Origin of the sequence: Cohnella herbarum (assembly GCF_012849095.1) — a bacterium.
Taxonomy (GTDB): Bacteria; Bacillota; Bacilli; order Paenibacillales; family Paenibacillaceae; genus Cohnella; species Cohnella herbarum.
Genome location: NZ_CP051680.1, coordinates 2,120,622 through 2,142,870, shown reverse-complemented (window position 1 = coordinate 2,142,870; position 22,249 = coordinate 2,120,622). Strand labels below are relative to the sequence as shown.

Here is a 22,249-nt window from a genome sequence, read left to right as displayed (position 1 = left end):
GTGACGATACAATGGTTTCCGGGGCATATGACCCGGGCGAAACGCCAAATCGAAGAGAAGCTAAAGCTCATCGACGTCGTATTCGAACTATTGGACGCCCGTATTCCGCAATCGAGCCGAAACCCGATGGTTGACGAAATCACGAGCACGAAACCTCGGCTCGTATTGCTCAATAAAGCGGATTTGGCGGACGCGGATCAGACCGCGGAATGGAGCCGTTATTTCCGCTCGCAAGGACTTGCGACGCACGCTATCGACGCGAACGCGGGATCGGGAGTGAAGGAACTCGCTAGCAAGGCCAAGGAATTGCTGCAGGAGAAAATCCAGAAGCAGATCGACAAAGGGATGAAGCCCCGGCCTATTCGCGCTTTGATCGTCGGGATTCCGAACGTAGGCAAGTCTACGTTGATTAACCGGTTGGCGGGTCGGAACATCGCCGTTACCGGGGATCGCCCGGGGGTGACGAAAGGCCAGCAATGGATTCGATTCGGCGGAGAATTAGAACTGCTCGATACGCCGGGTATTCTATGGCCGAAATTCGACGATCCCGTTGCGGGATTCCGATTGGCGGCAACGGGAGCGATCAAGGAAGATGTCCTTCATCTCGATGAAGTCGCATGTTTCGTCTTGAAGGTGCTCGTCGAAAATTACGGTTCCGCTTTATCGGAACGTTACGGCTTAGAGGGACTCCCTTCCGAATTGCCGGATATGCAAGCCGCGATCCAAGTGTTGGAAAGTATCGGCAAGCGCCGGGGTTGCATCGTAAGCGGAGGACATGTCGATTACGAGAAAGCGGCGACGTTGTTGTTGCGCGATCTCAGATCGGGCAAGCTTGGCCGCATGACGTTGGAAAGCCCTGAAGAAACGAACAAGTAACGAAATATGGATTTGTTTCGAATCATGTAAGCTGCTCTTCCGGGAAACGAACCCGTAAGAGCAGTTTTTTGTTTGACGGCGGCAGGATGTATGTTAAATTACGAGTAAATCCCATGCGAGGGCGGTAAGCCATGCTTTATTATTTCGCGGCGCTTCTTGCGGCCGCTCTGATCCTCATCATCAGCAACCCCCAAAGCGAGATTAACCGTTGGGCGGCGATATTCCTAAGCTTCGCTTCCATTGGAGGGTTGAGCGAAGAGGTCAGGGGAGCCGGATACGAAGGTTGGGCCAATGCGATTCAATTTCTGAATTTAACCGCGACTCCTTATGCGGTCTTGATTTTTTGCATCGTATATTCGGGTATGCCGGACAAAAGGAATCGGTTAGCGCAAGCGTGGCTAAAGTGGGTGTTGCTCTTGCCGATAGCCTTGACGGCAGCGATGACGCCGTTTGAACCCGCGATGAAGATCGACTACGGATGGCTGTTGGTTTGGGCGGGTCCTTATTATGTGGCAGGGTGCGTGTTGCTTGTCTTGTCGCTCGCAAGGGAGAGCAACCGAAGCAAGCGAAGGAACAGACTCGTGACGACGCTGATCGTCGTTCCGACCTTGCTCGCCGCGTTGGCGTTCATTTACGTTGCCGGGGCGTTCTATCCGGAATTCGAGTTTTTCGAATACGTGTCGTACTTCCTGATCTATTCCTTCCTGTTGGCACTTCTATGCGTCTTCGTCTACGGCGTGTTGGGCGTAAGGCTGAGGATCGAACGGGATCCGCTTGACGATGCGATGAAAGTCGTTAGCACGGGGACGCGATTGCTTAACCATACGCTGAAGAACGAAATCGGTAAGATCGCGATCAGCGCGGAAAACCTGAAAAGGACGACTCCGCCGGAGGACGAGCTTTCCGGTCAGCATTTGCGGATCATATCCGAATCTTCGGATCATATGCTTGCCATGGTCGAACGGATCCATAGCCGGACGAAGGATATCGTACTGACGCCAAAGCTTAGCAGATTGGATCGATTGGCGGAGCAATGCGTTGAAAGCTGTCGCCCGTTGCTCGTAGAGAAAGAAATCGCCATCGAGATGGCGTTCGAAGCGAATCCGACGCTCTTATGCGATCCTATACACATAAAGGAAGCGATCGGGAATCTGTTGTCGAACGCGGCGGAAGCAACGCAGCCTGGCGGGATCGTCCGCGTGACCGTCAGAGAGAGCGCTAAAGGAGCTAGCTTAACTGTAGAGGATACGGGGAATGGGATCGACCAGGAAGCGTTAACGCGCGTATTCGAGCCCTTCTACAGCACGAAAAACAACAGCCGTAATTTCGGATTGGGGTTATCTTATGTTTATAACGTCATGAGGAAAAGCGGAGGTTCGGTAGACGTCTCGAGCCGAGTAGACGTGGGGACGCGATTTACGTTACATTTTCCGAAGGGTTAGCCGAATGAAGGAGCGGAGCGCCATGTCGAAGGACGAGCATATCAAAGTATTGTTGGTGGAGGACGATCCGGACTGGATCAAAGCGATGACGGCGTTCTTGAATCATGAGGAGGACATTCTCGTCGTCGGCGCTGCGATGCAATCGGAAGAAGCTATCCGGTTAGCCCGGACGTTGGCGTTCGATGTCGTGCTAATGGACATTCAGTTGACGGAAGGCGGAATGGAAGGAATCTATGTTGCCGCCGAGATCAACGATATTCATCCCGCCAAAATCATCATGCTGACGTCGGTCGGCGACGAGAGCGTTATGACGCAGGCTTTTACGGCCGGAGCCGTTAACTATATCGAGAAGACGCGATTTAAAGAAATTCCTCAGGCGATTCGCAGCGCTTATCATCATCCGTCGGCGATGGATGCTTTGCTGAAGGAATTCGCAAGACTCAAGCGCGAAGAACAACTGAAGGAGTTGACGCCCGCGGAACGCGAAGTGTTCGAGCTCATCGAAAGCGGTTATACGCAACCGCAAATGGAGCAGAAGCTTCATAAGACGGAAAGTACGCTTAAAAACCAGGTAAACAAAATTTTGAAGAAGCTTGGGGCGAAGAGCAGCAAGGAAGCGGTAGAGAAGGTGCGGAGGAAAGGGTTGAAGTAACGGGTTGACGTTTGGGGAGAGCGGAAAAGGATTGAAGCAGCGGGTTGTTGATTGAGGAGAGCGGAAAAGGATTGAAGTAGCGGATTGTCGATTGAGGAGAGAAATTTGGGTGTGATAATGTCGGGAGGTACTACGTTTCGTAGTACCTTATTGCCGTTTGTCCCTCGAAAGTTGGAACTAAGCGAAAGCGGCTAAACGAACTATAATAAAGCTATCGAATGGAGGAAGCGAAATGCACGAGACAACGAACGGTCGAGCGGAGCCGATCATATTGCTGATCGACGGACAATGCAATCTGTGCCACTGGATTACCCGATTCGTCATCAAGCGGGATCCGACGGCCAAGTTTCGGTTTGCTTCGCTTCAATCCGATCGCGGACGAATGTTGTTGAAATCCGGGAAGTTATCGACGACGGATCTGGATACGTTCGTGATGATCGATAACGGTCGGTACTATACGAAATCCTCGGCCGCATTGCGCGTCTGCCGTAAGATCGGAGGCGCATGGGGGCTGTTATATGGCGGGATGGTCGTACCGAGAGCGATTCGCGATAAGGTATACGAGTTCATTGCCCGACATCGCTATCGCTGGTTCGGCTATAACGAAAGCTGTTTGATTCCGACGGAAAACGTGCGTAAACGATTTGTGGACGATCCTGAGGAGGCACCGGGAAATGAAGGCTAAGCCCATCTATGTGGAAATCCCCATGATGACGGATATGGAAACGTTGTGGGAACATACGCAAAAGCCCGAGCTGCACCAGCAATGGGACTTGAGGTTTTCGGAAATAAAATATTTACCGCGCGATGAAAATGAGGAGACGCAAAAATTTCTGTATCGTACGAGAATAGGATTCGGAATCGATATTGCGGGCACGGGAGTCACGAAGGCATCGACCGAAGGACGGAACGGGCAAAGAACATCGGCTCTGGCTTTCGGTTCGAACGAGCCCATCTCGTTAATTCGCGAAGGGGCCGGCTATTGGCAGTACAAGCTGCGGACCGATGGAGCGGGCGTCGTCTTCATTACGAAATACGATTATCGTACGAGATTCGGCTTAGCCGGCAAATGGGTAGACCGATGGCTGTTCCGACCGTTATTCGGATATGCGACGGCGTGGAGCTTCGACATGCTGAGGTTGTGGGTGGACAAAAAGATTTCGCCCGCAGCGAGCTTGGAAAGGGCGTTTACCCATTACTTTGCTTTGCTCCTTCTTGTCGCGCTTTGGCTGTACCAAGGCATCGTACCGAAGCTCATGTTTCCGAATGCCGGCGAGATGGAGTTGCTTCGGCAGACGGGTTGGTTCAAGGGCATGGAGGAGATAGCGTTGCCGGTCGTTGGCATCGCGGAAATAGGCTTCGCTATTCTCCTTTGCTTGAAACACCGGGAGCGGTGGGTGTTCAAGCTACAGGCTTGGGCATTGCTAGGTCTCGGACTTGCGGCGATAGTCGGCAATCCGGACCTGTTGCAAGCCCCGTTTAATCCCTTAACGCTAAGTATAGCCATGTTCGGGATGGGGGTATTGGTCTCGAGAACGATACGGAATTTACCGGACGCGGGAAAATGTCGTCGACAACCGGACGAATCATAAACGGCGCGGGCGCGAACGAAGGAGGAGTAAAGGATGAGATCGATTTACGAGCAAGTTCTCGGGAATGATTTTCATAGGCTGCATCCCCGAATTCAAGAACGTTTCGGATTCAAGAGCAGCGATCGGGTAGCATCGATCGGGCAAGGCGTGATGGAACGAATCTGGTATTCCAAATGGGCGACGGTTCCGCTGTTCGTAGGAACGTTCCGTCATATCCTTTTTCCGCAAGGCGGGGAAAAGGTCCCTTTTACGATCGGCAATTATGCCTACGTCGATTCATTCGGGCGCGAGACGGTAACCTGGTGCAGGAAATTCAAGTTTCCGAACGCTATCCGCAGCTTCGACGCCACGATGATCTATAGTCCGGAAAGGCAGGGCATCGTCGATTATTTGGGTACGAAGCAGCATCTTGCGGTCGACTTAAGCATTTCCGCCATGGAAAACGGAGGTATCCGAATTCGTTCGGGCGAGCAGCGGTTTTACGAGAAGAGCGTCCGGTTCCGGTTTCCGGCTAAACTGACGGGGATCGCCGACGTATGCGAATGGTATGACGACGGGGAAGGCGCCTACAAAATTTCCGTGGCGGTTAACAATCCGATGATCGGCCCTGTTTTCCGTTACGAAGGCCGATTTCAGGCGCGGTTCCAAGAAACCGATGCCGGAAACATTCCGTTGGATGTCAAACCTTTGCGCGAGGAGCGTCGCGAGTGAAGGCGCACCTGCGTGCTCGAGGGAATAAGCGGTTTGAGAGATAGAGATGCTCCGGCGAGGTGATAGATATTTTACGTAGGAAAATCGTTTCAATCCAAAACTATAGTGGTTCGTTACATTCCATCATGATACTGAAAATCTAATCTAAGTGTAAAATGTACATTTAGTTTGACTTGAATTCCTCATTCCCAGCTTCTAAATGTAAAACATAGAAGCGACCGAGCCTAGGTTGAGTAACTTAGCAGGCGTAAACCCTGCTTGGAAAGGTGCTAGCCACGCCACCAATAGCGAGTCTTGGAACGGGAATGGCAACATGGACGTTTAAGCGTAGACAGTTAGGGTGCAGGCCTGAAAGTGATTGAGCCTCGAAATGCATAAATCGGGAAGGTCGACGGGCTTATGTTCCCGGAAGACAACACAACTTCAGACGCTAAAGGCAAGAACGGAGAAGCTTCCCCGGGGTCGAAGAGCCAGGCATGTATACCAATGGTTACTCAGCAACTCGGGAGGCCCTGACGCTCTTCTGCGAGTAAAGTACTCGTTAGGAACCACAGCAGGAGTATGTCAAACAAGCCGTAAAACGTGAGAATGACAAATGGCAGTCAGGGAGTCGGATCGCCGCATATTACCGTTGAAGCTAATGTAATGTTGGTGGAGGGAAGGCAGGCGACACAGCATCAATCTTGGTAAGGACACATTTACCACACGCCGAGGTGGAGAAGAAATGGAAACGAAATTAGCAAGAATAGCAGAAATGGCCAAAGCCGACCCGAAAGTTAGATTCACGTCCATCGGACACTTCATGGATGCGCAAGCGTTAATGGAGAGTCACGAGGCGATGGAAACGGGAAAGGCAACGGGAATCGACGGCGTTACGAAAGAGAGCTATGAAGAGAATTTGGAGTCGAACGTAACGAATCTGGTGGGAAGACTGAAGCTGAAAAGCTACAGACCGCAACCGGCTAGAAGAACTTACATCCCGAAGGACGAGAAAAGCATGCGCCCGCTCGGCATACCCGCCTATGAGGATAAGCTTGTGCAACACGCGCTAAAGCGTGTGCTAAACGCTATCTACGAGCAAGATTTCATGGATTTCTCCTATGGATTCCGCCCAAATAGAAGCATGCACGATGCATTGAAGAAACTAACCGAGGTCATTCAGTACGGGAAGATTAGTTATGTGGTAGACGCGGATATTCGCGGATTCTTTAACCATGTCGACCATGAATGGTTGATGAAATTTCTCGAACTGAGGATTGCTGACCCAAACATCCAACGTCTTGTTAGACGCATGCTGAAAGCAGGTATAGAAGAGGGTGGCGAATTTGAACCAACGGAGGAAGGTACTCCACAAGGTTCGGTCGTGTCGCCGATACTTGCGAATGTCTATTTGCATTACGTGTTGGACACTTGGTTTACGGTCACGGTAAAGAAACAATGCAAAGGGCAAGCTGAAATCGTGCGGTTCGCGGATGATTTCGTATGCTGCTTCCAATACAGAGAAGATGCGGAGCGGTTCTATGCTGCACTTCTGCTCAGACTTGAGAAATTCAAACTGAAAATAGCGGAAGAGAAAACAAAAATCATCGCGTTTGGACGTTCTGCGGAGGAAGAGAGCAAGCGAGAGGGTGGGGGGAAGCCGAAAACATTCGACTTCCTAGGATTCACTCACTACTGCTCCAAGAGCCAAAAAGGCGCATTCCGAGTGAAACGAAAGACGAGCGGAAAGAAATTTAGGCAGAAGGTCAAAGCGATGAAGACTTGGATTCGGTTTAATCGGCATATACAGCAGCAGGAATTTCTGAAGACGATTCGATCTAAATTGTCGGGGCACTACCGGTATTACGGGGTTACGGACAACTTTAGCAAGATGAAATCCTACTATTTTCAGACGATAAACCTAATGTTTAAGTGGCTAAATCGTAGAAGTCAACGGCGGAGCTTCACAAGGGAAAGATTCTACGAAATTATAAAGGACTTCAGATTGCCCAAACCTCGTATATACGTCAATATCTACGAATGACCAATTTGCAAAGGATGCTGTGAGGAGCCGTATGCGGGAATTCCGCTCGTACGGATCTGTGAGGGGTATGGGGCACAATCCACGAAGGAGAGGCCCCGCCTACTCGACCACTTAAATCGATAGAATTCGTGTTCAATTGAAATAATCGGCTGAACTAGTTGCAGGTTTTACACTTAGTCGTTAGAGAGAGTAAAACTTCCAAAACTAGTTGTAGTTTTTACACTTAGGTTTATAAATTCCCATATTTTTCTGGGTTGCTAGAGCGATAGTTGATAGATTTGCATTCGTTTAAGGGGGACCTTATTGCCGTCAATATAGATAAATGATCTCCAGTAATTTTCATGTTCTCTTCGGTCATGGTATAGCCTTGGCGCTGCTGCTTTATTTTTTGTTACCGATACGATAATGCGAAGACGCAATACAAGATGCGACTGGTTGGCCGTCTTTAGATGTGTAGCCATACCCCCTCTGACTGGGTTTATGTTCATAGGAATCATATGGGGAAATGATCTTTTGAACCATAGCGGATGATAAATGAGATTAGAGTAAAGTAGAGTAGATAACCGCCCGGTTTAGGTTTTGGGGGTGGTTATTTTGTATACATGTAAGAAAAGTGGGCGAGTCCATAGATCCTGTAACCGTCATTTTGAACGCTACAAATCTTCGCGAGTTAGTGTCCCGTCCGTAACGGTCATTGTGACCGGTTCAAGTCGCCAGAATATCGGTTTCTTATCTGTAAAGGTTATTTTGATCGTTACAGATCTATGGAGAGTCGGCTTCAAGATTTCGTAAGCGATTGAAACAACCTATTTTTATCAGTTATACGAGCATTAAAGGATTCTTTGTCCGCAAACCCCTTAATACAAGCTGATTGCTAATACATGAGGAGTTCTGCGTCCTTTTGGCGAGACTCCTTACTCCCAAAAGGACGGTGAAGCCAGTTAAATAACGATTTTGCTTACATGCCGCCTCATAAACACTAAGATTTGAAACAGAACATTTACAAAATAAGGCTTGGCATTCGGCATTTCATGTCGGACAATAGAAGGATGTTGCGGATTTAGGAGGCATTATGGCGAATGGACGAAATGATCAATCGTTTACAATATGAGAGCGAGCTTTGGGCTCAAGGGTTGACCGCGATCGCGGGAGTCGACGAGGTCGGGCGAGGCTGTTTGTTCGGGGACGTGGTAGCGGCGGCGGTCATATTGCCGGTCGGGCTCGTGTTGGAAGAGGTCAACGACTCGAAACAAATCAGCGAGAAAAAGCGGGACAGGCTGTATGACCAAATTCTCGAGGAAGCGATAGCTTGGTCCGTTGGTAGGGTCGATTCGACCGTCATCGATACGATCAATATCAGGCAAGCTTCGAGGCTGGCAATGAAACAAGCCGTGCAAGGGTTAGGCGTCGTACCGGAATATTTGTTGGTAGACGCGGAATCCGTCGATCTGAACACCCGGCAGACGGCGATCATTAGAGGAGATAGTTTAAGTCAATCTATCGCGGCCGCCTCCATCGTAGCGAAGGTAACACGGGACAGGCTATGCGCCGAAGTTTGGGAATCCTTGTATCCGGGATACGGGATCGCAGTACATAAAGGGTATGCGACAAAAGTTCACCGCGAGGCCTTAAAGGAATTGGGACCGACGCCTTTACACCGTCGAAGTTTCCTGAAGGGATTGTTCGCCGAGCAGCAGAAGCTATTCTGAGCTTCAACGAGCGCGATTTATTAAATGACTCGTATGTAAATGCCGATATATAGGATGATGAGGTTTCGTTAGTTAGGAGGGCATAACATGAGCATGAACATCGGCCCGATGCTTCGGGCGCTGATGGGCGAAGCGCAGCCTGCGGATAGTCGCTCGCTGGAACTGAGAATCGGTCAGATCGTAAGAGGCGTGCTCATGGAGATGCTGGAAAACCAAGAGGCGTTGGTCAATATTAACGGCATTCAAGTGAAAGCCAAGCTCGATGCGGAAATGGCCGTCGGCAAAAGCACGCTTCTGCAAGTGCAGCCGGGAGGCGCCGGAGGGTTGGTAACGCTTAAGCCGCTGACCGACGCTTCGGAGGCGATGCCTGAGGAAGGGCTTAAGGACGTGCTTAAAACTTTCGGTCTGCCGGAGCAAAAATGGGCGATGGAGCTGTTGCGAGGTCTGAAGCGGGATGGCTTTCCGATCGGGAAAGATACGGCGGCTTTCTTTCATGCCGCCGCTGCCTTAAAGCCTGCGGGCGTCGATGCGGCATCCTGGTCGAGCGCGTCGGATGTCGCGTTTCGACGCGGGTTAGCGCCTACGGAAACAACGTTGTCATCGCTGCGGCAAGCTCTGTTCGGCCAACCGATCCAAGATGAGCTGGCGAATTTTCGCGCCGCCGTCGATAGCTGGCTAAGCGGGGCGAATAAGCCTGCGGGCGATACGGCCGCGCTTGGACAAAAGCTGCAAAACTTGCTGTCTCAAGGAGCTGCGCTGCTTGCGGAAGGCGAGTCGCAGCTGCTGGGAGAGGAAGCGCAGAGCAATTCGGGTGCCGCAAAAGGAACGGATGCCGAGAAGGCGCAAGCGGCTAATTCGGTGAGAGATGCCGCGAATTCTAAGCTGGCGGGAGAAGCGGGCAAATTCGCTTCCGATGCTGCGTTAGCTAAGGGAGACGGTACGAAGGCTTCCGCGAATACGGCGACCGCCGCGGGGACGACTGCGCAGGCTACGCAGCAGCAGTCAGGCGCGGCTAGCGCGAAAGCCGGCGGGCCGCCGGAGGCGCCGCGCTCGGCTACGATGCCGCCGGAGCTAACGCGCCCGGCGGCCGAGAGCACTGCGGCACCGAGCGCGGCGAATCGCCCCGCTGCTGCCGCCGCGGTTGACGCGGCTGCGGATAGCCGCCGCGCCTCTTCGGCTGACGGAGCGCAGCCGTCAGCCCCTAAACCGGAAGCGGCATGGATAGGCCGCTTCCTGCAGTGGCTCGGCGTCGGGCATGAGCGTCAGCTCCTGCACGCCGCCGAGGCGCGGTTGCCCGGCGGGGACGCCGGGCTGGCTGCGGGCGCAGCCGCTTCGGGGCCCGTGGGGGCGGATGCCCCCGGGCAAGAGGCGCGGCACGCCGCGGAGACGCTCAAGGGCGCGTTGCTCGCCCTTGCGGCGCATGACGACGTGCCCCCCGCTCTGCGGGAAGCGGCGCAAACGCTGGCCAACCAGGTGACGGGCCAGCAGCTGCTGCTTACCTCCGACCGGAACAACGTAGCGCCATTCAGCCATATGACGCTGTTCGTGCCGATGAAAGGCGCGGAAGGCGATACGACGGCCACCGTTCACGTTCAAACGCGACGGAGCCGTCGCGGGGAATGGGACGTCGACAATTGCCATCTGCTCTTCGACTTGCGGATGCGGAATTTGGGCGACACGCTCGTCGACGTACAGGTCGTGGACAGAATCGTATCGTTGAAGCTGCTTAGCGATTTTTCAGGAATGTCGGCGTTAATCGAGCAAGCCCGGGAGGAATTGGCTTCGGGCATGTCGTCCGCAGGCTTTCAATTGCTCTCGTTAAGCACATCCCCGCTTCCGCAATGGAAGAACGGTTCCGTTGCTTCCACGCTTCCCGCCGCTGTCGGCGAGAAGACTGCGGTCGCAAGCGCCTATTCCGCTAAACCGTACAAGGGAGTCGACTACCGAGCATGAAGCAAGCGGATTCCCACAAACGAAACGTTCCCAAGAAGGCGGTTGCGCTTAAATACGAACCGGAGCACGGATCGGCCCCTACCGTTATCGCGAAAGGCCAGGGAGTCATCGCGGACGAGATCATGCGCCGCGCTCAAGAGAACGGGATTCCTCTTCAAGAAGACTCGTCTCTCGTAGAAGTGCTCTCTAAATTGGATTTGAATCAAGAAATACCGCCTGAACTTTATAAGCTTGTCGCGGAGGTGCTCAGCTTCGTGTACCGGTCGGATCGCCGCGCGGGATTGAATGCCAAGAGCAAACGGAACGACTAAATCTTGCTGAGGTGACGATCGCCCATGGAAGACCTTCCATCTCCCTCCACGATAGCCAAAGATCGCAGAACGGCGGTCGGGAGAGCCGGTGAAGACGTCGCGGCGGAACATTTAAAACAATCCGGATACGTCATATTAGAACGCAATTGGCGTTGCCGCGCCGGCGAACTTGATTTGATCTCGAGTGACGGAGAGACCCTTATATTCGTCGAAGTCCGATCCCGAACGAACCCGATCCGATACGGCTCCGCCGTAGAAGCGGTCACTCCGCGCAAATGCCGGCAGGTTAGGGAACTGGCCTCCGTCTACCTTAAACGGCACCAAGCAGAAACGAAACCGGTTCGATTCGACGTGGTAGCCGTTACTTTTAACGGGGACGGGACAGTCAGAGAAGTCAAACATTTGCAAGGCGCTTTTTGAAATAGAGGTTGTTGTTGTTGTTGTTGTTGTTGTTGTTGTTGTTGTTGTTGTTGTTGTTGTTGTTCGACGTCGAATCTTGAATTCAGCCGGGACTTCCGGTTCTCGCGTAAATAATAAACCTCCTAAACCTAGGGGGTTTTTCATTTATTTATGAAACGTACGGGCGTTCGACACGTATCAATTCAAGAAGCGTTTTGAAAGATACCAAGGGAGGCACATGGCTGAATGGAACTCGTAAAAATTCCGAAAAGACCGAACAATCCGCTGGATCTGCCGCCGGGCATGCTCAAGAAAATCGGCATTGGCGTTGCGGCGCTTTTGGTAGTAATTATTGCTTATTCATCCTTTTACACCGTGCAAGAACAGGAAAGAGCCGCCGTACTGACTTTCGGTAAGTACACGACGGAGACGACGGCAGGTCTGCATTTCAAATGGCCTTATCCGATCCAGCAGGTCGTTATCGTACCCGCGGAGCTTACCCAACGCATTTATATCGGCTATCGCATGCAAGGGGACGTTATTACTCCGGTCGAAGAAGAAGCGTTAATGATCACGGGCGACGAGAACATCGTTTCCGCGGACGCGGTCGTTCAGTGGAAAATAAATAACATTCACGAGTACTTGTACAACATCGATAATCCGGAACAGTTTCTGCGTAACGCCGCAAGCTCTTCCATTCGTTCCATCATCGGGTCCGAGAAGCTGGATTACGCGATAACGGACGGTAAAACCGTCATACAGGATAAAGTACGCGAGAAGCTTCTGGAGCTTCAAGGCAAATACCGTACGGGCATGCAGATCATCGACATCAAGTTCCAGGATATCGAGCCGCCGAGCGGGCAAGTCGAGGAAGCGTTCCAGAAGGTTACGAACGCGCGCGAGGAAAAGAATACGAAAATCAACAACGCGGCCAAATACGAGAACGATAAAATTCCGAAAGCTCGCGGAGAAGCCCAAGCGTTGCTCGAGAACGCGGAAGCGGAGAAAAAGTCGCGTATCCTTAACGCTCAAGGCGACGTGGCTCAATTTAACGCAATCTTTGCGGAATACGCGAAGAACAAAGACGTAACCGAAAGCCGATTAATCGTGGAAACGCTGGAAAAGATATTGCCTAAGGCAAAAATTTTCATCTCGGATTCCAACGGCGATACCGTCAAGTATTTGCCGATCAATGAGCTTCTTCGAAACACCGGCTCCGCATCGGGTGCCGCGACAGGTACTGCTTCCGGTTCTGCAGGCGCTCAGCAAGGAGGGACCGCGAAATGAGTAAAAGACTAATCATATGGCTCGCAAGCGTTATCGTCGTCATTATTCTCGGCGCCGGTTCATTGTTCGTCGTCAAGGAAGGCGAGTACAAGGTTGTTCTTAAGTTCGGCGAAGCGATGAGAGTCGAGGAAAGTCCGGGATTACATTTTAAAATTCCTTTTATCGAAAGCTTATCGAAGCTTCCCAAATACCAAATGACGTACGAGAGCAACCCGACTACGATTTTGACGAAGGATAAGAAACCGATAATCGTCGATAACTATACCGTATGGAGAATCAACAACCCGCAAAGTTTTTTGAAAACGGTCCAAACGTTGGGCGGGGGCATTCAACGGATCGACGAAGCCGTATACAACTCGGTACGTCGCAAGCTTTCCGAGATCAATTATGATAATATTATTAGCGAGAATACCGAACGAGGCAACATCAACGATGACATTACGAACGATGTAGCCGATGCGATCGTAAGGGATAACTACGGTATCGAGATCATAGACGTTCGAATTAAGCGTACCGACCTGCCGGAAGGGAACAAGCAGAGCGTTTATAACCGGATGATCTCGGATCGCGAGTCCATCGCGGCGCGATATTTGTCCGAAGGTGACGAGGAATCCCGCAAAATTACGTCGAAAGCGGACCGTACGGCAACGGAGCTGCTGGCACAAGCGCAAGCTGACGCCAAGAAAATCATCGCGCAAGGCGAGCAGGAAGCCGCTCAAATCTACAACGAAGCTTATGGCAAGGATCCGGAATTTTATAATTTCTACCGCACATTGCAAAGCTACGTCAAGACGTTGGAGAATGAGCCGGTCATTATGTTGCCGATCGATTCGCCTTACACTCGCATTTTACTCGGTAAATAAAATGCTTTAGACAAAGGATGAACCATTCTGACTAATTTACCGCTGCCGATGGAACAATTCAAAAGATTCAAGGAAGAAATTACCCGGTTTTTAATGATGTACAAATTCGCCCTGGATTCCTTGGAAACGAAGATCGAAATCTTAAAAGAAGAGTTTCATTTCCTGCACGATTACAACCCGATCGAACATACGAAATCCCGTTTGAAATCGCCGGAAAGCATTTTAAACAAAATGAACCGGAAAGGCTGCGATATTTCTTTTGTCAGTATTCGGGATAAGATAAAAGATATCGCCGGCTTGCGCATTACTTGTTCGTTCGTCTCCGACATTTATCGAATCAGAGAGATGCTGAGAAGTCAATCCGACCTCACGATCTTGGAGACGAAAGATTATATCGAGCACCCGAAGCCAAATGGATATCAAAGTCTGCATCTGATCGTCGAAGTGCCGGTCTATATGTCCGATAGGCAGGAAAAGGTATGCGTAGAGGTGCAAATCCGAACGATAGCGATGGATTTCTGGGCTAGTTTGGAGCACAAAATTTTCTACAAATACAACGAGGCCGTCCCTCTAAGGCTTCTGCAAGAGTTGAAAGAAGCCGCTGATTCCGCAGCGGCGTTGGATAAGCAAATGGAAAGATTGCATAACGAAATCGCGGAGATCAAGGAAAATCACGAAGCCAGCGAGATCGCCAAAACGAAAAGAATCATCATCAAAGATCAGGAGTATCAAATTCCAGCAGCTCTGCTGGAAATGATCGACATCGGGCAAGGAAACGATTAGTTTCCTTGTTTTTTTTTGTTCGACTAAAGGCGGCGATCGAGTGACGGAGCGGGAGGGGGGACGCTCCGTCACCGAGGAATCAGCCTTTGACGCTACCTGCGGTTAAACCTTCGATTATTTGTTTTTGCAGGACTGCGTAAATAATCATGACCGGAACGATGCTGTATACGATTCCCGCCGACATTTGCGCGTAATTCGTATTATACGTGTCGCGGAAACCGACCATCCCGACAGGCAGAGTACGCAATTCATCCGTGGAGATGAAGAAATTCGCCATTAGGAACTCGTTCCAGTTGCCGATGAAGTTGACGATAAACACGGTTACCAGTGCCGGGATCGTAATGGGCAAAATAATTCGCGCGAATATCCCCTTTGCGCTCAAACCGTCCATAACGGAGGCTTCTTCAAGCTCGCTTGGAATAGAGCGCATAAACGCCGACAAAATAATAACCGTAAACGGAATCGCCCCGGCGGTATAGGGGATGATTAACGCCAAATGCGTGCCCAGAATAGACGTGTCTTTCAACAATATGTAAATAGGAAGCAGTAAGGCATTACCTGGAATGAGCATGCCAATCAGAATAAATTGGAACATCCCCTTGCTTAATTTCGAATAACGCATCCGCGTAATCGCAAAAGCTGCCAGGGAAGAAATTAGAATGGTAGCGATCGAGCACAGCGTTGCGATATACAAGCTATTAAAAAAGTACACGCTAATATTCGCATTTACCCAGGCCTCGTGAAAATTTTCGAAATGAAACGATGACGGGAGACCGAACGGATTGCTCGCAATCGCCTGATTATCCGTCTTCAAGGACGAGAAGAGAACGAACAGGAACGGATAAAGGATCGCGATCAAGTAGACTAGTAAAACAATGTGACTGACACTTTTTTTCATCGATCTTATCATCATTAGTATTCGATCCTTTCGCTTCTTCTAGCAATCAATAACTGATACAACGCCGTAAGAATGAGAGTGAAAACGAAAATCAACACGGCGATCGCGTTGCCGTATCCGTATTTCACGTTCGTTATCCCGTATTTGATCATATAAGTCGCCATAACATCCGTTGCTCCCCCTGGGCCGCCCTTGGTCATGACGATAACAATATCGGCCGCTTTCATCGCTCCTGCGATGGAGAGCATAATAACAACGGAAATAATCGGCATGATGAGAGGCATCGTTATTCGAATCGCGCGTTGAAAACCGTTAGCTCCGTCGATGACGGCGGCTTCATCGATTTCCTTCGGAATCGATAAGATCGCGGCAAGAACCATAACAATGTAGAATCCCATCCACTGCCAAGCGTTCGTAATCAAGATAGACACCATCGCCCATTTGGATTCGGACAACCACATTACCGGATCAAGTCCTATTTTCGTTAGGATAATGTTAAACAAGCCGATATCGGGTTCGTAGATGAAACTCCACAAAATACCGACTACCGCGGTCGACATGACCGAGGGAACGAATACGGCTGTTTTGTACAATCCCTTGAGTTTTTTTACGTTGCTGATCAATAGCGAGAAAAATACGATGATCGGGACTTGCACGAAAACGGAGAATAAAATGAAATAACTATTGTTTTTGACGGAATGCCAAAATTTATCATCCGAAAATGCTTTATCAAAGTTTTTTAAACCATTAAACTCAGGCGTTCCGATGCCGTTCCATTTCGTAAACCCTTTGGCGAAAGCATCGATCATCGGATATATGAAAAATAAGACGTAGAGCACGAGAATGGGCAACATAAAGAACACGTAAGTCATAGGGTTTCTTAAGGCTTTATTCATTGTTACCTCCGTGAAGTCTGACTTGTACTCTTCTGATGGTTCCAAGCGTAAACTGCTGTCGCCGTCCATAGGGATGGCGGGGGAACGTTTATGTTGGAGACGATTCAGAAATGAATAGAGATACTTTATTCACACTGAATCGTTTATTAAAAAGTACCACCCACTCTTAGGCGGGTGGTACTTTTCTGCTCTTCTTGCGTTTCGTTACTTACTCTGCCTCTTCGTTCGCTTCTTCTTGAACTTCTTGAACGTCGTCCAACATTTTCTTCGGCGTGGTTTTCCCGCCGATCAATTTTTGAATTCCTTCGCTAATCGCCGTGTTCACGTCCGGTTGAACGAGAGCGTCGAATGCCGGGAATGCACCGCTTGCTTTGTTGCCTACCGCAATAATTTCTTTCACTAGGTCGGAAACTTTTGCTTTTGCGATTTTCGCGCTATCAACTTTCATGGAAGGCAATACGCCATCCGCTTCTAGTCCGCGAATTTGCATTTCGTCGTTATACATGTTTTTGATAAACGATTTGACTGCCGCTAATTGTTTGGCATTCCCCTTGACTTTGGCCGAGAAACCATAACCGTTAGAGAACCCTCCGTTAACTGCAGTTTGGCTGCCTTTGCCGTTGGACACTTTAGGCATTGGGAAGTATCCCACTTGGTTGGTCATTTTACCGGCTTGTTTAACATCCGCGAATACGCTGGAAGCCCAAGATCCGTCGTACATCATGATCGCTTCGCCGCGAATAAGTTGATTGCGTTGTTCGGCGTACTCTAGACCCAGTTCGCCTTTTTTGAAGTAACCCTTTTTAACCCAATCCGAGTACTTCGTGAAAGCTGCGACCATATCAGGGCTATTCCATTTGGTTTTGCCGGTTGCGAATCCGTAAGTAATATCCGGGCCTGCATAACGGGACCACAATGTATTCGCTGTCATAAGCGCTACCCAAGCTTGTTTGGATGCTTGCGCAAAAGGCGTTTTTCCGTTCTTTTTAATGACTTCGGCCAGCTTTTCGAGCTCCTCTAACGTTTTGGGAACTTGAAGCTTGTTTTGCGCGAAGTATGGTTTATTGTAAAAATATCCTTCTTGGAACCCGCCTATCGGTAAGCCGTACACTTTACCGTCTACCGTAAACTCGCCCAAAGAAATAAATTTATTTTGCAAGCCAAGCTCTTTAAGAATCGGCGTTAAGTCCAGCAACTTTCCTTCCGAAGCATATAATTGCGTATCGGCTCCGCCGAATAGATCGAAAATAGCGGGAGCGGAGTTGGTTGCCATTTCGGAACGTAATTTTTCTTTGCGGTTTACGTCCGAATCAACGCCGTCTAATTTGAACTCGACACCGGAAACGTCTTTTTTAACCGCTTTCAAAACATCGTTGAGTATGTTGAGACGTTGTTGTTTCGCCTCGCCCAATTGCGTATGTCTGACTACTAAAGTAACGCTTTTTTCTGCTGCGCCGACCACACTTGTGACCGTTGTTGCCACTAGGACCGAGCTAAGCATAGTGAGTAGTAGACGTTTCTTCATTAATGATGGGCCTCCTAAAATGGTTTGTTTTGGAATCAACTCCATCATAGAATCAGTAGCAAATTATGGTAAGTGCTAAAATTCAATCATAGAGGGATAAAATCATCTAGTAAAAAAGGGGTCGCATGTCATTTAATGTTTAAATGGAATGCAATATCAATTTATTCCATCATTTGATCCAAGCTCCTATAGCTAATCGCCTCCGCAACATCCTCCAATCGGATGGATTCTTTTCCGGCGAGGTCCGCGATCGTGCGAGACATCTTAAGGATTCGGTCATGCGCGCGAAAACTGAGGCCTAACTGCTCGTACACTTGTTGTAGCAACATTTCGGCATCGGAAGAGAGTCGCGTATATTTTTTTAATAACGGCCCCTGCAATTGGCTGTTCCATTGAATCCCATGTTTGGCGTAACGTGATTTCTGCCTATTGGCGGCTTCCATGACGAGTTCTCTCGCTTGCCCCGAGGTCATTCCGGTTTCCGTAGGCTGTCGTACCGCTTGACGCGGCAGCTCGACTTGCAAGTCGATGCGGTCGGCAAGCGGACCCGACATCCGCGAACGGTATCTCGCGATGGCCGTAGGAGTGCAAGTACAGGGACGATCATCGACCGAACCGCCGTAATAACCGCACGGACAGGGGTTCATCGAAGCGGCTAGCATAAATCGTGCAGGGTATCTACAGACGCCGCGCGCTCTCCCGATCGTGACTTCCCGATCCTCGAGAGGTTGGCGCAACGCCTCTAAGCAAACGCGAGAAAACTCGGGCATCTCGTCCAAGAATAAAATACCGTGATGCGCAAGCGTGACTTCTCCCGGTTTCGGTACGGAACCGCCTCCGATTAAGCCGGCTGCGGAGATGGTATGGTGAGGTGCGCGGAAAGGGCGTTTACGGATTAACCCAGACTGATCGCTGCCGAGCTTTCCGCAAACGCTGAATATTTTCGTTACCGCCAATGCCTCATTATCGTCGAGCGAAGGCATGAGAGTAGGTAGCCGTCTGCAAAGCATGGTTTTTCCCGTTCCGGGCGGTCCAATGAACATGAGGTTATGCATCCCGCTGGCCGCGATTAGAAGGGCGCGTTTGCCTTTCTCCTGCCCGATGACGTCCGCAAGATCAATTTCGTTCTCGCGAATCGCGTCGGCGTCTTGCTTAGCGGATCGCATTAATGCGCGCAATCGTTTGTCGCTGAACCCTGGAATCGGCGATTTCAACGCATCTTCATTCGGGACGTCGTCGATAAAGCCGTTAATCCATTCGGCAAGAGACGAAATTCCGAATACTTCGATTCCCGGAAGGAGCGAAGCTTCCGCAACGGCAGAGCGAGGGACGATGATTCTCTGAATGCCTGCGCCGCGAGCTAATTCGGTCATGGGCAAAACCCCGGGTACATTCCTAACCGTCCCGTTCAGCGCCAATTCGCCTATAAATAACGTATCTTCCAATAAGCTGGAATCGACTTGCCCGCTCGCGCACAAAATTCCAACCGCGATGGCAAGATCGAAGGCGCTGCCTTCCTTGCGGAGGTCGGCAGGGGCAAGGTTTATCGTAATCCGGTCCATCGGAAATTTCATGCCGGCATTCTGAATGGCCGCGCGAACCCGCTCCACCGATTCCCGAACGGCCGAGTCGGGAAGCCCGACCACGCTGACTTGCGGCAAGCCGGAGCAAATGTTGACTTCGACCTCGATAAATCGGCCTTCCACGCCAAGGACGCTTGCGCTCATGATTTTTACGTACACGAAAAAAGCACCTTCCTCCGTCTAAGTTTGCACTGACGGGAAAGGTGCTTCCTCTCCGAAAACTACTATTACAGTTAGCATACAATTGATGCTTTAAGCTGTCAATCCTAGCGAATAATCGTACTAAAAAATGCAAAAGATATATGTGTTTGCCTTGTTTCCATATCATTTTGAGATGAAACCATTGCCAAATCAGACTAATAAATTGATGAAAAAGTGAGGAACCAAATAACGATTAGTGTTACAATAGTGAAGGTTTTGTTACATAAATTCGTTTGTGTGACAGCTGCAAGCGATAATTGAATCGCTAACAAGGAGTCACCTGTGATGGTCTAGCAGGGCGAAAGTCGCCGATACGTTAGGCCGCACTCGATATTAAAGCGCACAACGGGAGGATGCCAGGGTCATGAATATTCATGAGTATCAAGGCAAGGAAGTCTTGAGGCAGTATGGCGTTAACGTGCCGCGCGGCAAAGTGGCGTTTACCGTCGACGAAGCCGTAAGCGCAGCGAAAGAACTCGGAAGCACGGTTACCGTCGTTAAAGCACAGATCCATGCTGGCGGACGCGGTAAAGCAGGCGGCGTCAAGATCGCCAAGAGCGTTGAAGACGTAGCGGGCTACGCGAAAGAATTGCTCGGCAAAGTATTGGTAACGCACCAAACGGGTCCGGAAGGCAAGGAAGTCAAACGTCTTCTGATCGAAGAAGGCTGCGACATCAAGAAGGAATATTATATCGGCGTCGTCGTCGATCGGGGTACGGGACGCGTCGTCATGATGGGTTCGGAAGAAGGCGGCATGGATATCGAAGAAGTAGCTGCTCATTCCCCTGAAAAAATCATTAAAGTCGTTGTCGATCCGGCTGTCGGCCTGCAAATGTTCCAAGCGCGTCAATTGGCTTACGACATCAAGATTCCGGGCGAACTCATCAACAAAGCGGTCAAGTTCATGCTTGCCCTCTATAAAGCATTCGAAGAGAAGGATTGCTCCATCGCGGAGATTAATCCACTTGTCGTTACGGGCTCCGGCGACGTTATGGCACTCGATGCGAAGTTGAATTTCGATTCCAACGCGTTGTTCCGTCATAAAGACATCGTCGAGCTTCGCGACTTGGACGAAGAGGACGCTAAAGAAATTCAAGCTTCCAAATTCGATCTTTCCTATATCGCCCTGGACGGCAACATCGGCTGTATGGTCAATGGCGCCGGACTCGCGATGGCGACGATGGATATCATTAAATATTTCGGCGGATCCCCGGCTAACTTCCTAGACGTCGGCGGCGGCGCGACGAAAGAGAAAGTTACGGAAGCGTTTAAGATCATTCTTTCCGATCCGAACGTGAAAGGGATTTTCGTTAATATTTTCGGCGGAATCATGAAGTGCGACATTATTGCCGAGGGCGTAGTCGCAGCGGCTCGCGAGCTTGGTCTTGACCGTCCGCTCGTCGTCCGTCTCGAAGGCACTAACGTAGCAAAAGGCAAAGAAATTTTGAACGGATCGGGCCTGAACATCGTGGCTGCGGATTCGATGTCCGACGGCGCGCAAAAAATCGTGTCGCTCGTGAAATGACTAGGGAGAACCTACCGGGGAGTGTGTAATCATGAGTATTCTGATCGATAAAAACACCAAGGTGATCACCCAAGGCATCACGGGCGCAACGGGAAATTTCCACGCCAAGGGTGCACTGGATTATGGTACGCAAATGGTCGGCGGCGTTACACCGGGTAAAGGTGGCACAAACGTAGACTTCAACTTGGAAAACGGCACGACGGTTTCTTTGCCGGTATTCAATACGGTTTTGGAAGCCGTAAAAGCAACAGGCGCTACGGCGTCCGTTATCTACGTGGCCCCTCCGTTCGCGGCTGACGCGATTATGGAAGCGGTAGATGCAGAACTTGAACTTGTCATCTGTATTACGGAAGGAATTCCGGTACTCGACATGGTCAAAGTTATGCGCTTCATGGAAGGCAAGAAAACTCGTTTGATCGGACCGAACTGTCCTGGCGTTATTACTCCAGGGGAGATTAAAATCGGCATCATGCCGGGATATATTCACCAAAAGGGTCACGTAGGCGTCGTTTCCCGTTCGGGAACTTTAACTTACGAAGCGGTTCATCAACTGACTTCCAGCGGCATCGGTCAATCGTCTGCCGTCGGTATCGGCGGAGATCCGGTTAAAGGCTCGGAATTTATCGATATCCTTAAGCTGTTCAATGAAGATCCGGACACTTACGCGGTTATCATGATCGGCGAAATCGGCGGTACGGCGGAAGAAGAAGCGGCGGAGTGGGTTAAAGCGAACATGACGAAACCCGTCGTCGGCTTCATCGGCGGCGCAACGGCTCCTGCAGGCAAACGTATGGGACATGCCGGCGCGATCATCTCCGGAGGCAAAGGTACGGCTGCCGAGAAAATCTCCGTACTTGAAGCTTGCGGAATCCGCGTCGCTCCGACGCCTTCCGACATGGGCGCGACTCTTGTCGCCGTGCTCGAGGAAAAAGGTTTGCTGGAAAAGTGCAAAGTTTAATGTTACAGTAATTTCAACATATTGATCGTCGGAACGATGAACGAATCGTTCTGCTGTAATCG

Annotated in this window: 20 protein-coding genes; 16 read left to right on the top strand and 4 right to left on the bottom strand. The window is 50.4% G+C overall.

The features are described from left to right. The 14 genes from ylqF to HH215_RS09535 all read left to right on the top strand — a co-directional run bounded on the left by ylqF (window position 1) and on the right by HH215_RS09535 (window position 14,601). A complete protein-coding gene (gene ylqF, locus HH215_RS09600; RefSeq protein ID WP_169279702.1) occupies window positions 1-876 on the top strand; it encodes a ribosome biogenesis GTPase YlqF in 876 nt (291 codons plus the stop codon). A 131-nt stretch (window positions 877-1,007) separates the two neighbouring features. Then, window positions 1,008-2,318 (top strand): sensor histidine kinase, encoded by a 1,311-nt coding sequence (locus tag HH215_RS09595; RefSeq protein ID WP_169279701.1) that lies wholly within the window; start codon window positions 1,008-1,010, stop codon window positions 2,316-2,318. A gap of 22 nt (window positions 2,319-2,340) precedes the next feature. After that, window positions 2,341-2,970: a response regulator transcription factor gene (locus tag HH215_RS09590; protein ID WP_169279700.1), complete on the top strand. Its 630-nt coding sequence runs from the start codon at window positions 2,341-2,343 to the stop codon at window positions 2,968-2,970. A 232-nt stretch (window positions 2,971-3,202) separates the two neighbouring features. Beyond that, window positions 3,203-3,655, top strand: a complete 453-nt coding sequence (locus HH215_RS09585) for a thiol-disulfide oxidoreductase DCC family protein (protein ID WP_169279699.1) — start codon at window positions 3,203-3,205, stop codon at window positions 3,653-3,655. Next, window positions 3,645-4,562 carry a DoxX-like family protein gene (locus HH215_RS09580; protein WP_169279698.1) on the top strand — a complete coding sequence of 306 codons (918 nt, stop codon included), beginning with the start codon at window positions 3,645-3,647 and terminating at the stop codon, window positions 4,560-4,562. Before HH215_RS09585 ends, HH215_RS09580 begins: the two co-directional genes overlap by 11 nt. A 33-nt stretch (window positions 4,563-4,595) precedes the next feature. After that, window positions 4,596-5,273: a DUF4166 domain-containing protein gene (locus tag HH215_RS09575; RefSeq protein WP_169279697.1), complete on the top strand. Its 678-nt coding sequence runs from the start codon at window positions 4,596-4,598 to the stop codon at window positions 5,271-5,273. Window positions 5,274-5,997: 724 nt separating this feature from the next. Continuing rightward, a complete protein-coding gene (gene ltrA, locus HH215_RS09570; protein WP_169279696.1) occupies window positions 5,998-7,296 on the top strand; it encodes a group II intron reverse transcriptase/maturase in 1,299 nt (432 codons plus the stop codon). Between the two features lie 1,088 nt (window positions 7,297-8,384). After that, window positions 8,385-9,005: a ribonuclease HII gene (gene rnhB, locus HH215_RS09565; protein ID WP_169284311.1), complete on the top strand. Its 621-nt coding sequence runs from the start codon at window positions 8,385-8,387 to the stop codon at window positions 9,003-9,005. 87 nt (window positions 9,006-9,092) lie between these two features. After that, the gene (locus HH215_RS09560; protein ID WP_169279695.1) at window positions 9,093-10,958 is read left to right on the top strand and encodes a TP0910 N-terminal domain-containing protein; all 1,866 of its coding nucleotides are present in this window, start codon (window positions 9,093-9,095) and stop codon (window positions 10,956-10,958) included. Then, window positions 10,955-11,269, top strand: coding sequence for an EscU/YscU/HrcU family type III secretion system export apparatus switch protein (locus HH215_RS09555; protein WP_169279694.1), 315 nt, complete (start codon window positions 10,955-10,957; stop codon window positions 11,267-11,269). Before HH215_RS09560 ends, HH215_RS09555 begins: the two co-directional genes overlap by 4 nt. Before the next feature lie 24 nt (window positions 11,270-11,293). Further along, window positions 11,294-11,689, top strand: a complete 396-nt coding sequence (locus HH215_RS09550) for a YraN family protein (RefSeq protein WP_169279693.1) — start codon at window positions 11,294-11,296, stop codon at window positions 11,687-11,689. Between the two features lie 225 nt (window positions 11,690-11,914). Next, entirely contained in the window at window positions 11,915-12,955 is a 1,041-nt protein-coding gene (gene hflK, locus HH215_RS09545) for an FtsH protease activity modulator HflK (RefSeq protein WP_169279692.1), read from the top strand. Further along, window positions 12,952-13,818 (top strand): protease modulator HflC, encoded by an 867-nt coding sequence (gene hflC / locus HH215_RS09540; RefSeq protein ID WP_169279691.1) that lies wholly within the window; start codon window positions 12,952-12,954, stop codon window positions 13,816-13,818. The genes hflK and hflC overlap by 4 nt, the downstream gene beginning before the upstream one ends. A 48-nt stretch (window positions 13,819-13,866) precedes the next feature. Then, the gene (locus tag HH215_RS09535; protein WP_169279690.1) at window positions 13,867-14,601 is read left to right on the top strand and encodes a GTP pyrophosphokinase; all 735 of its coding nucleotides are present in this window, start codon (window positions 13,867-13,869) and stop codon (window positions 14,599-14,601) included. A gap of 79 nt (window positions 14,602-14,680) precedes the next feature. Here HH215_RS09535 and HH215_RS09530 read toward each other — a convergent pair whose 3' ends face one another. The 4 genes from HH215_RS09530 to HH215_RS09515 all read right to left on the bottom strand — a co-directional run bounded on the left by HH215_RS09530 (window position 14,681) and on the right by HH215_RS09515 (window position 19,662). After that, window positions 14,681-15,511 (bottom strand): carbohydrate ABC transporter permease, encoded by an 831-nt coding sequence (locus tag HH215_RS09530; RefSeq protein WP_174887679.1) that lies wholly within the window; start codon window positions 15,509-15,511, stop codon window positions 14,681-14,683. A gap of 2 nt (window positions 15,512-15,513) precedes the next feature. After that, window positions 15,514-16,395 (bottom strand): carbohydrate ABC transporter permease, encoded by an 882-nt coding sequence (locus tag HH215_RS09525; protein WP_169279689.1) that lies wholly within the window; start codon window positions 16,393-16,395, stop codon window positions 15,514-15,516. 208 nt (window positions 16,396-16,603) lie between these two features. Then, the gene (locus HH215_RS09520) at window positions 16,604-17,920 is read right to left on the bottom strand and encodes an ABC transporter substrate-binding protein (RefSeq protein ID WP_169279688.1); all 1,317 of its coding nucleotides are present in this window, start codon (window positions 17,918-17,920) and stop codon (window positions 16,604-16,606) included. Window positions 17,921-18,081: 161 nt separating this feature from the next. Further along, the gene (locus HH215_RS09515; protein ID WP_169279687.1) at window positions 18,082-19,662 is read right to left on the bottom strand and encodes a YifB family Mg chelatase-like AAA ATPase; all 1,581 of its coding nucleotides are present in this window, start codon (window positions 19,660-19,662) and stop codon (window positions 18,082-18,084) included. Between the two features lie 406 nt (window positions 19,663-20,068). Here HH215_RS09515 and sucC point away from each other — a divergent pair, with 406 nt between their 5' ends. Next, complete coding sequence (sucC, locus tag HH215_RS09510) at window positions 20,069-21,229, top strand: ADP-forming succinate--CoA ligase subunit beta (RefSeq protein WP_169279686.1); 1,161 nt, start codon at window positions 20,069-20,071, stop codon at window positions 21,227-21,229. A gap of 31 nt (window positions 21,230-21,260) precedes the next feature. Then, entirely contained in the window at window positions 21,261-22,187 is a 927-nt protein-coding gene (gene sucD, locus HH215_RS09505) for a succinate--CoA ligase subunit alpha (protein WP_169279685.1), read from the top strand. Window positions 22,188-22,249: the final 62 nt, after the last annotated feature.

Excerpts from the sequence above, each read along its gene's own strand:
- HH215_RS09555 (WP_169279694.1), top strand. The coding sequence starts at position 10,955 with ATGAAGCAAGCGGATTCCCACAAACGAAACGTTCCCAAGAAGGCGGTT.
- HH215_RS09585 (WP_169279699.1), top strand. The coding sequence starts at position 3,203 with ATGCACGAGACAACGAACGGTCGAGCGGAGCCGATCATATTGCTGATC.
- HH215_RS09575 (WP_169279697.1), top strand. The coding sequence starts at position 4,596 with ATGAGATCGATTTACGAGCAAGTTCTCGGGAATGATTTTCATAGGCTG.
- HH215_RS09550 (WP_169279693.1), top strand. The coding sequence starts at position 11,294 with ATGGAAGACCTTCCATCTCCCTCCACGATAGCCAAAGATCGCAGAACG.
- sucD (WP_169279685.1), top strand. The coding sequence starts at position 21,261 with ATGAGTATTCTGATCGATAAAAACACCAAGGTGATCACCCAAGGCATC.
- sucC (WP_169279686.1), top strand. The coding sequence starts at position 20,069 with ATGAATATTCATGAGTATCAAGGCAAGGAAGTCTTGAGGCAGTATGGC.
- HH215_RS09560 (WP_169279695.1), top strand. The coding sequence starts at position 9,093 with ATGAGCATGAACATCGGCCCGATGCTTCGGGCGCTGATGGGCGAAGCG.
- HH215_RS09590 (WP_169279700.1), top strand. The coding sequence starts at position 2,341 with ATGTCGAAGGACGAGCATATCAAAGTATTGTTGGTGGAGGACGATCCG.
- HH215_RS09525 (WP_169279689.1), bottom strand. The coding sequence starts at position 16,395 with ATGAATAAAGCCTTAAGAAACCCTATGACTTACGTGTTCTTTATGTTG.
- hflC (WP_169279691.1), top strand. The coding sequence starts at position 12,952 with ATGAGTAAAAGACTAATCATATGGCTCGCAAGCGTTATCGTCGTCATT.
- HH215_RS09535 (WP_169279690.1), top strand. The coding sequence starts at position 13,867 with ATGGAACAATTCAAAAGATTCAAGGAAGAAATTACCCGGTTTTTAATG.
- HH215_RS09580 (WP_169279698.1), top strand. The coding sequence starts at position 3,645 with ATGAAGGCTAAGCCCATCTATGTGGAAATCCCCATGATGACGGATATG.
- hflK (WP_169279692.1), top strand. The coding sequence starts at position 11,915 with ATGGAACTCGTAAAAATTCCGAAAAGACCGAACAATCCGCTGGATCTG.
- HH215_RS09530 (WP_174887679.1), bottom strand. The coding sequence starts at position 15,511 with ATGATAAGATCGATGAAAAAAAGTGTCAGTCACATTGTTTTACTAGTC.
- ltrA (WP_169279696.1), top strand. The coding sequence starts at position 5,998 with ATGGAAACGAAATTAGCAAGAATAGCAGAAATGGCCAAAGCCGACCCG.
- rnhB (WP_169284311.1), top strand. The coding sequence starts at position 8,385 with ATGATCAATCGTTTACAATATGAGAGCGAGCTTTGGGCTCAAGGGTTG.
- HH215_RS09595 (WP_169279701.1), top strand. The coding sequence starts at position 1,008 with ATGCTTTATTATTTCGCGGCGCTTCTTGCGGCCGCTCTGATCCTCATC.
- HH215_RS09520 (WP_169279688.1), bottom strand. The coding sequence starts at position 17,920 with ATGAAGAAACGTCTACTACTCACTATGCTTAGCTCGGTCCTAGTGGCA.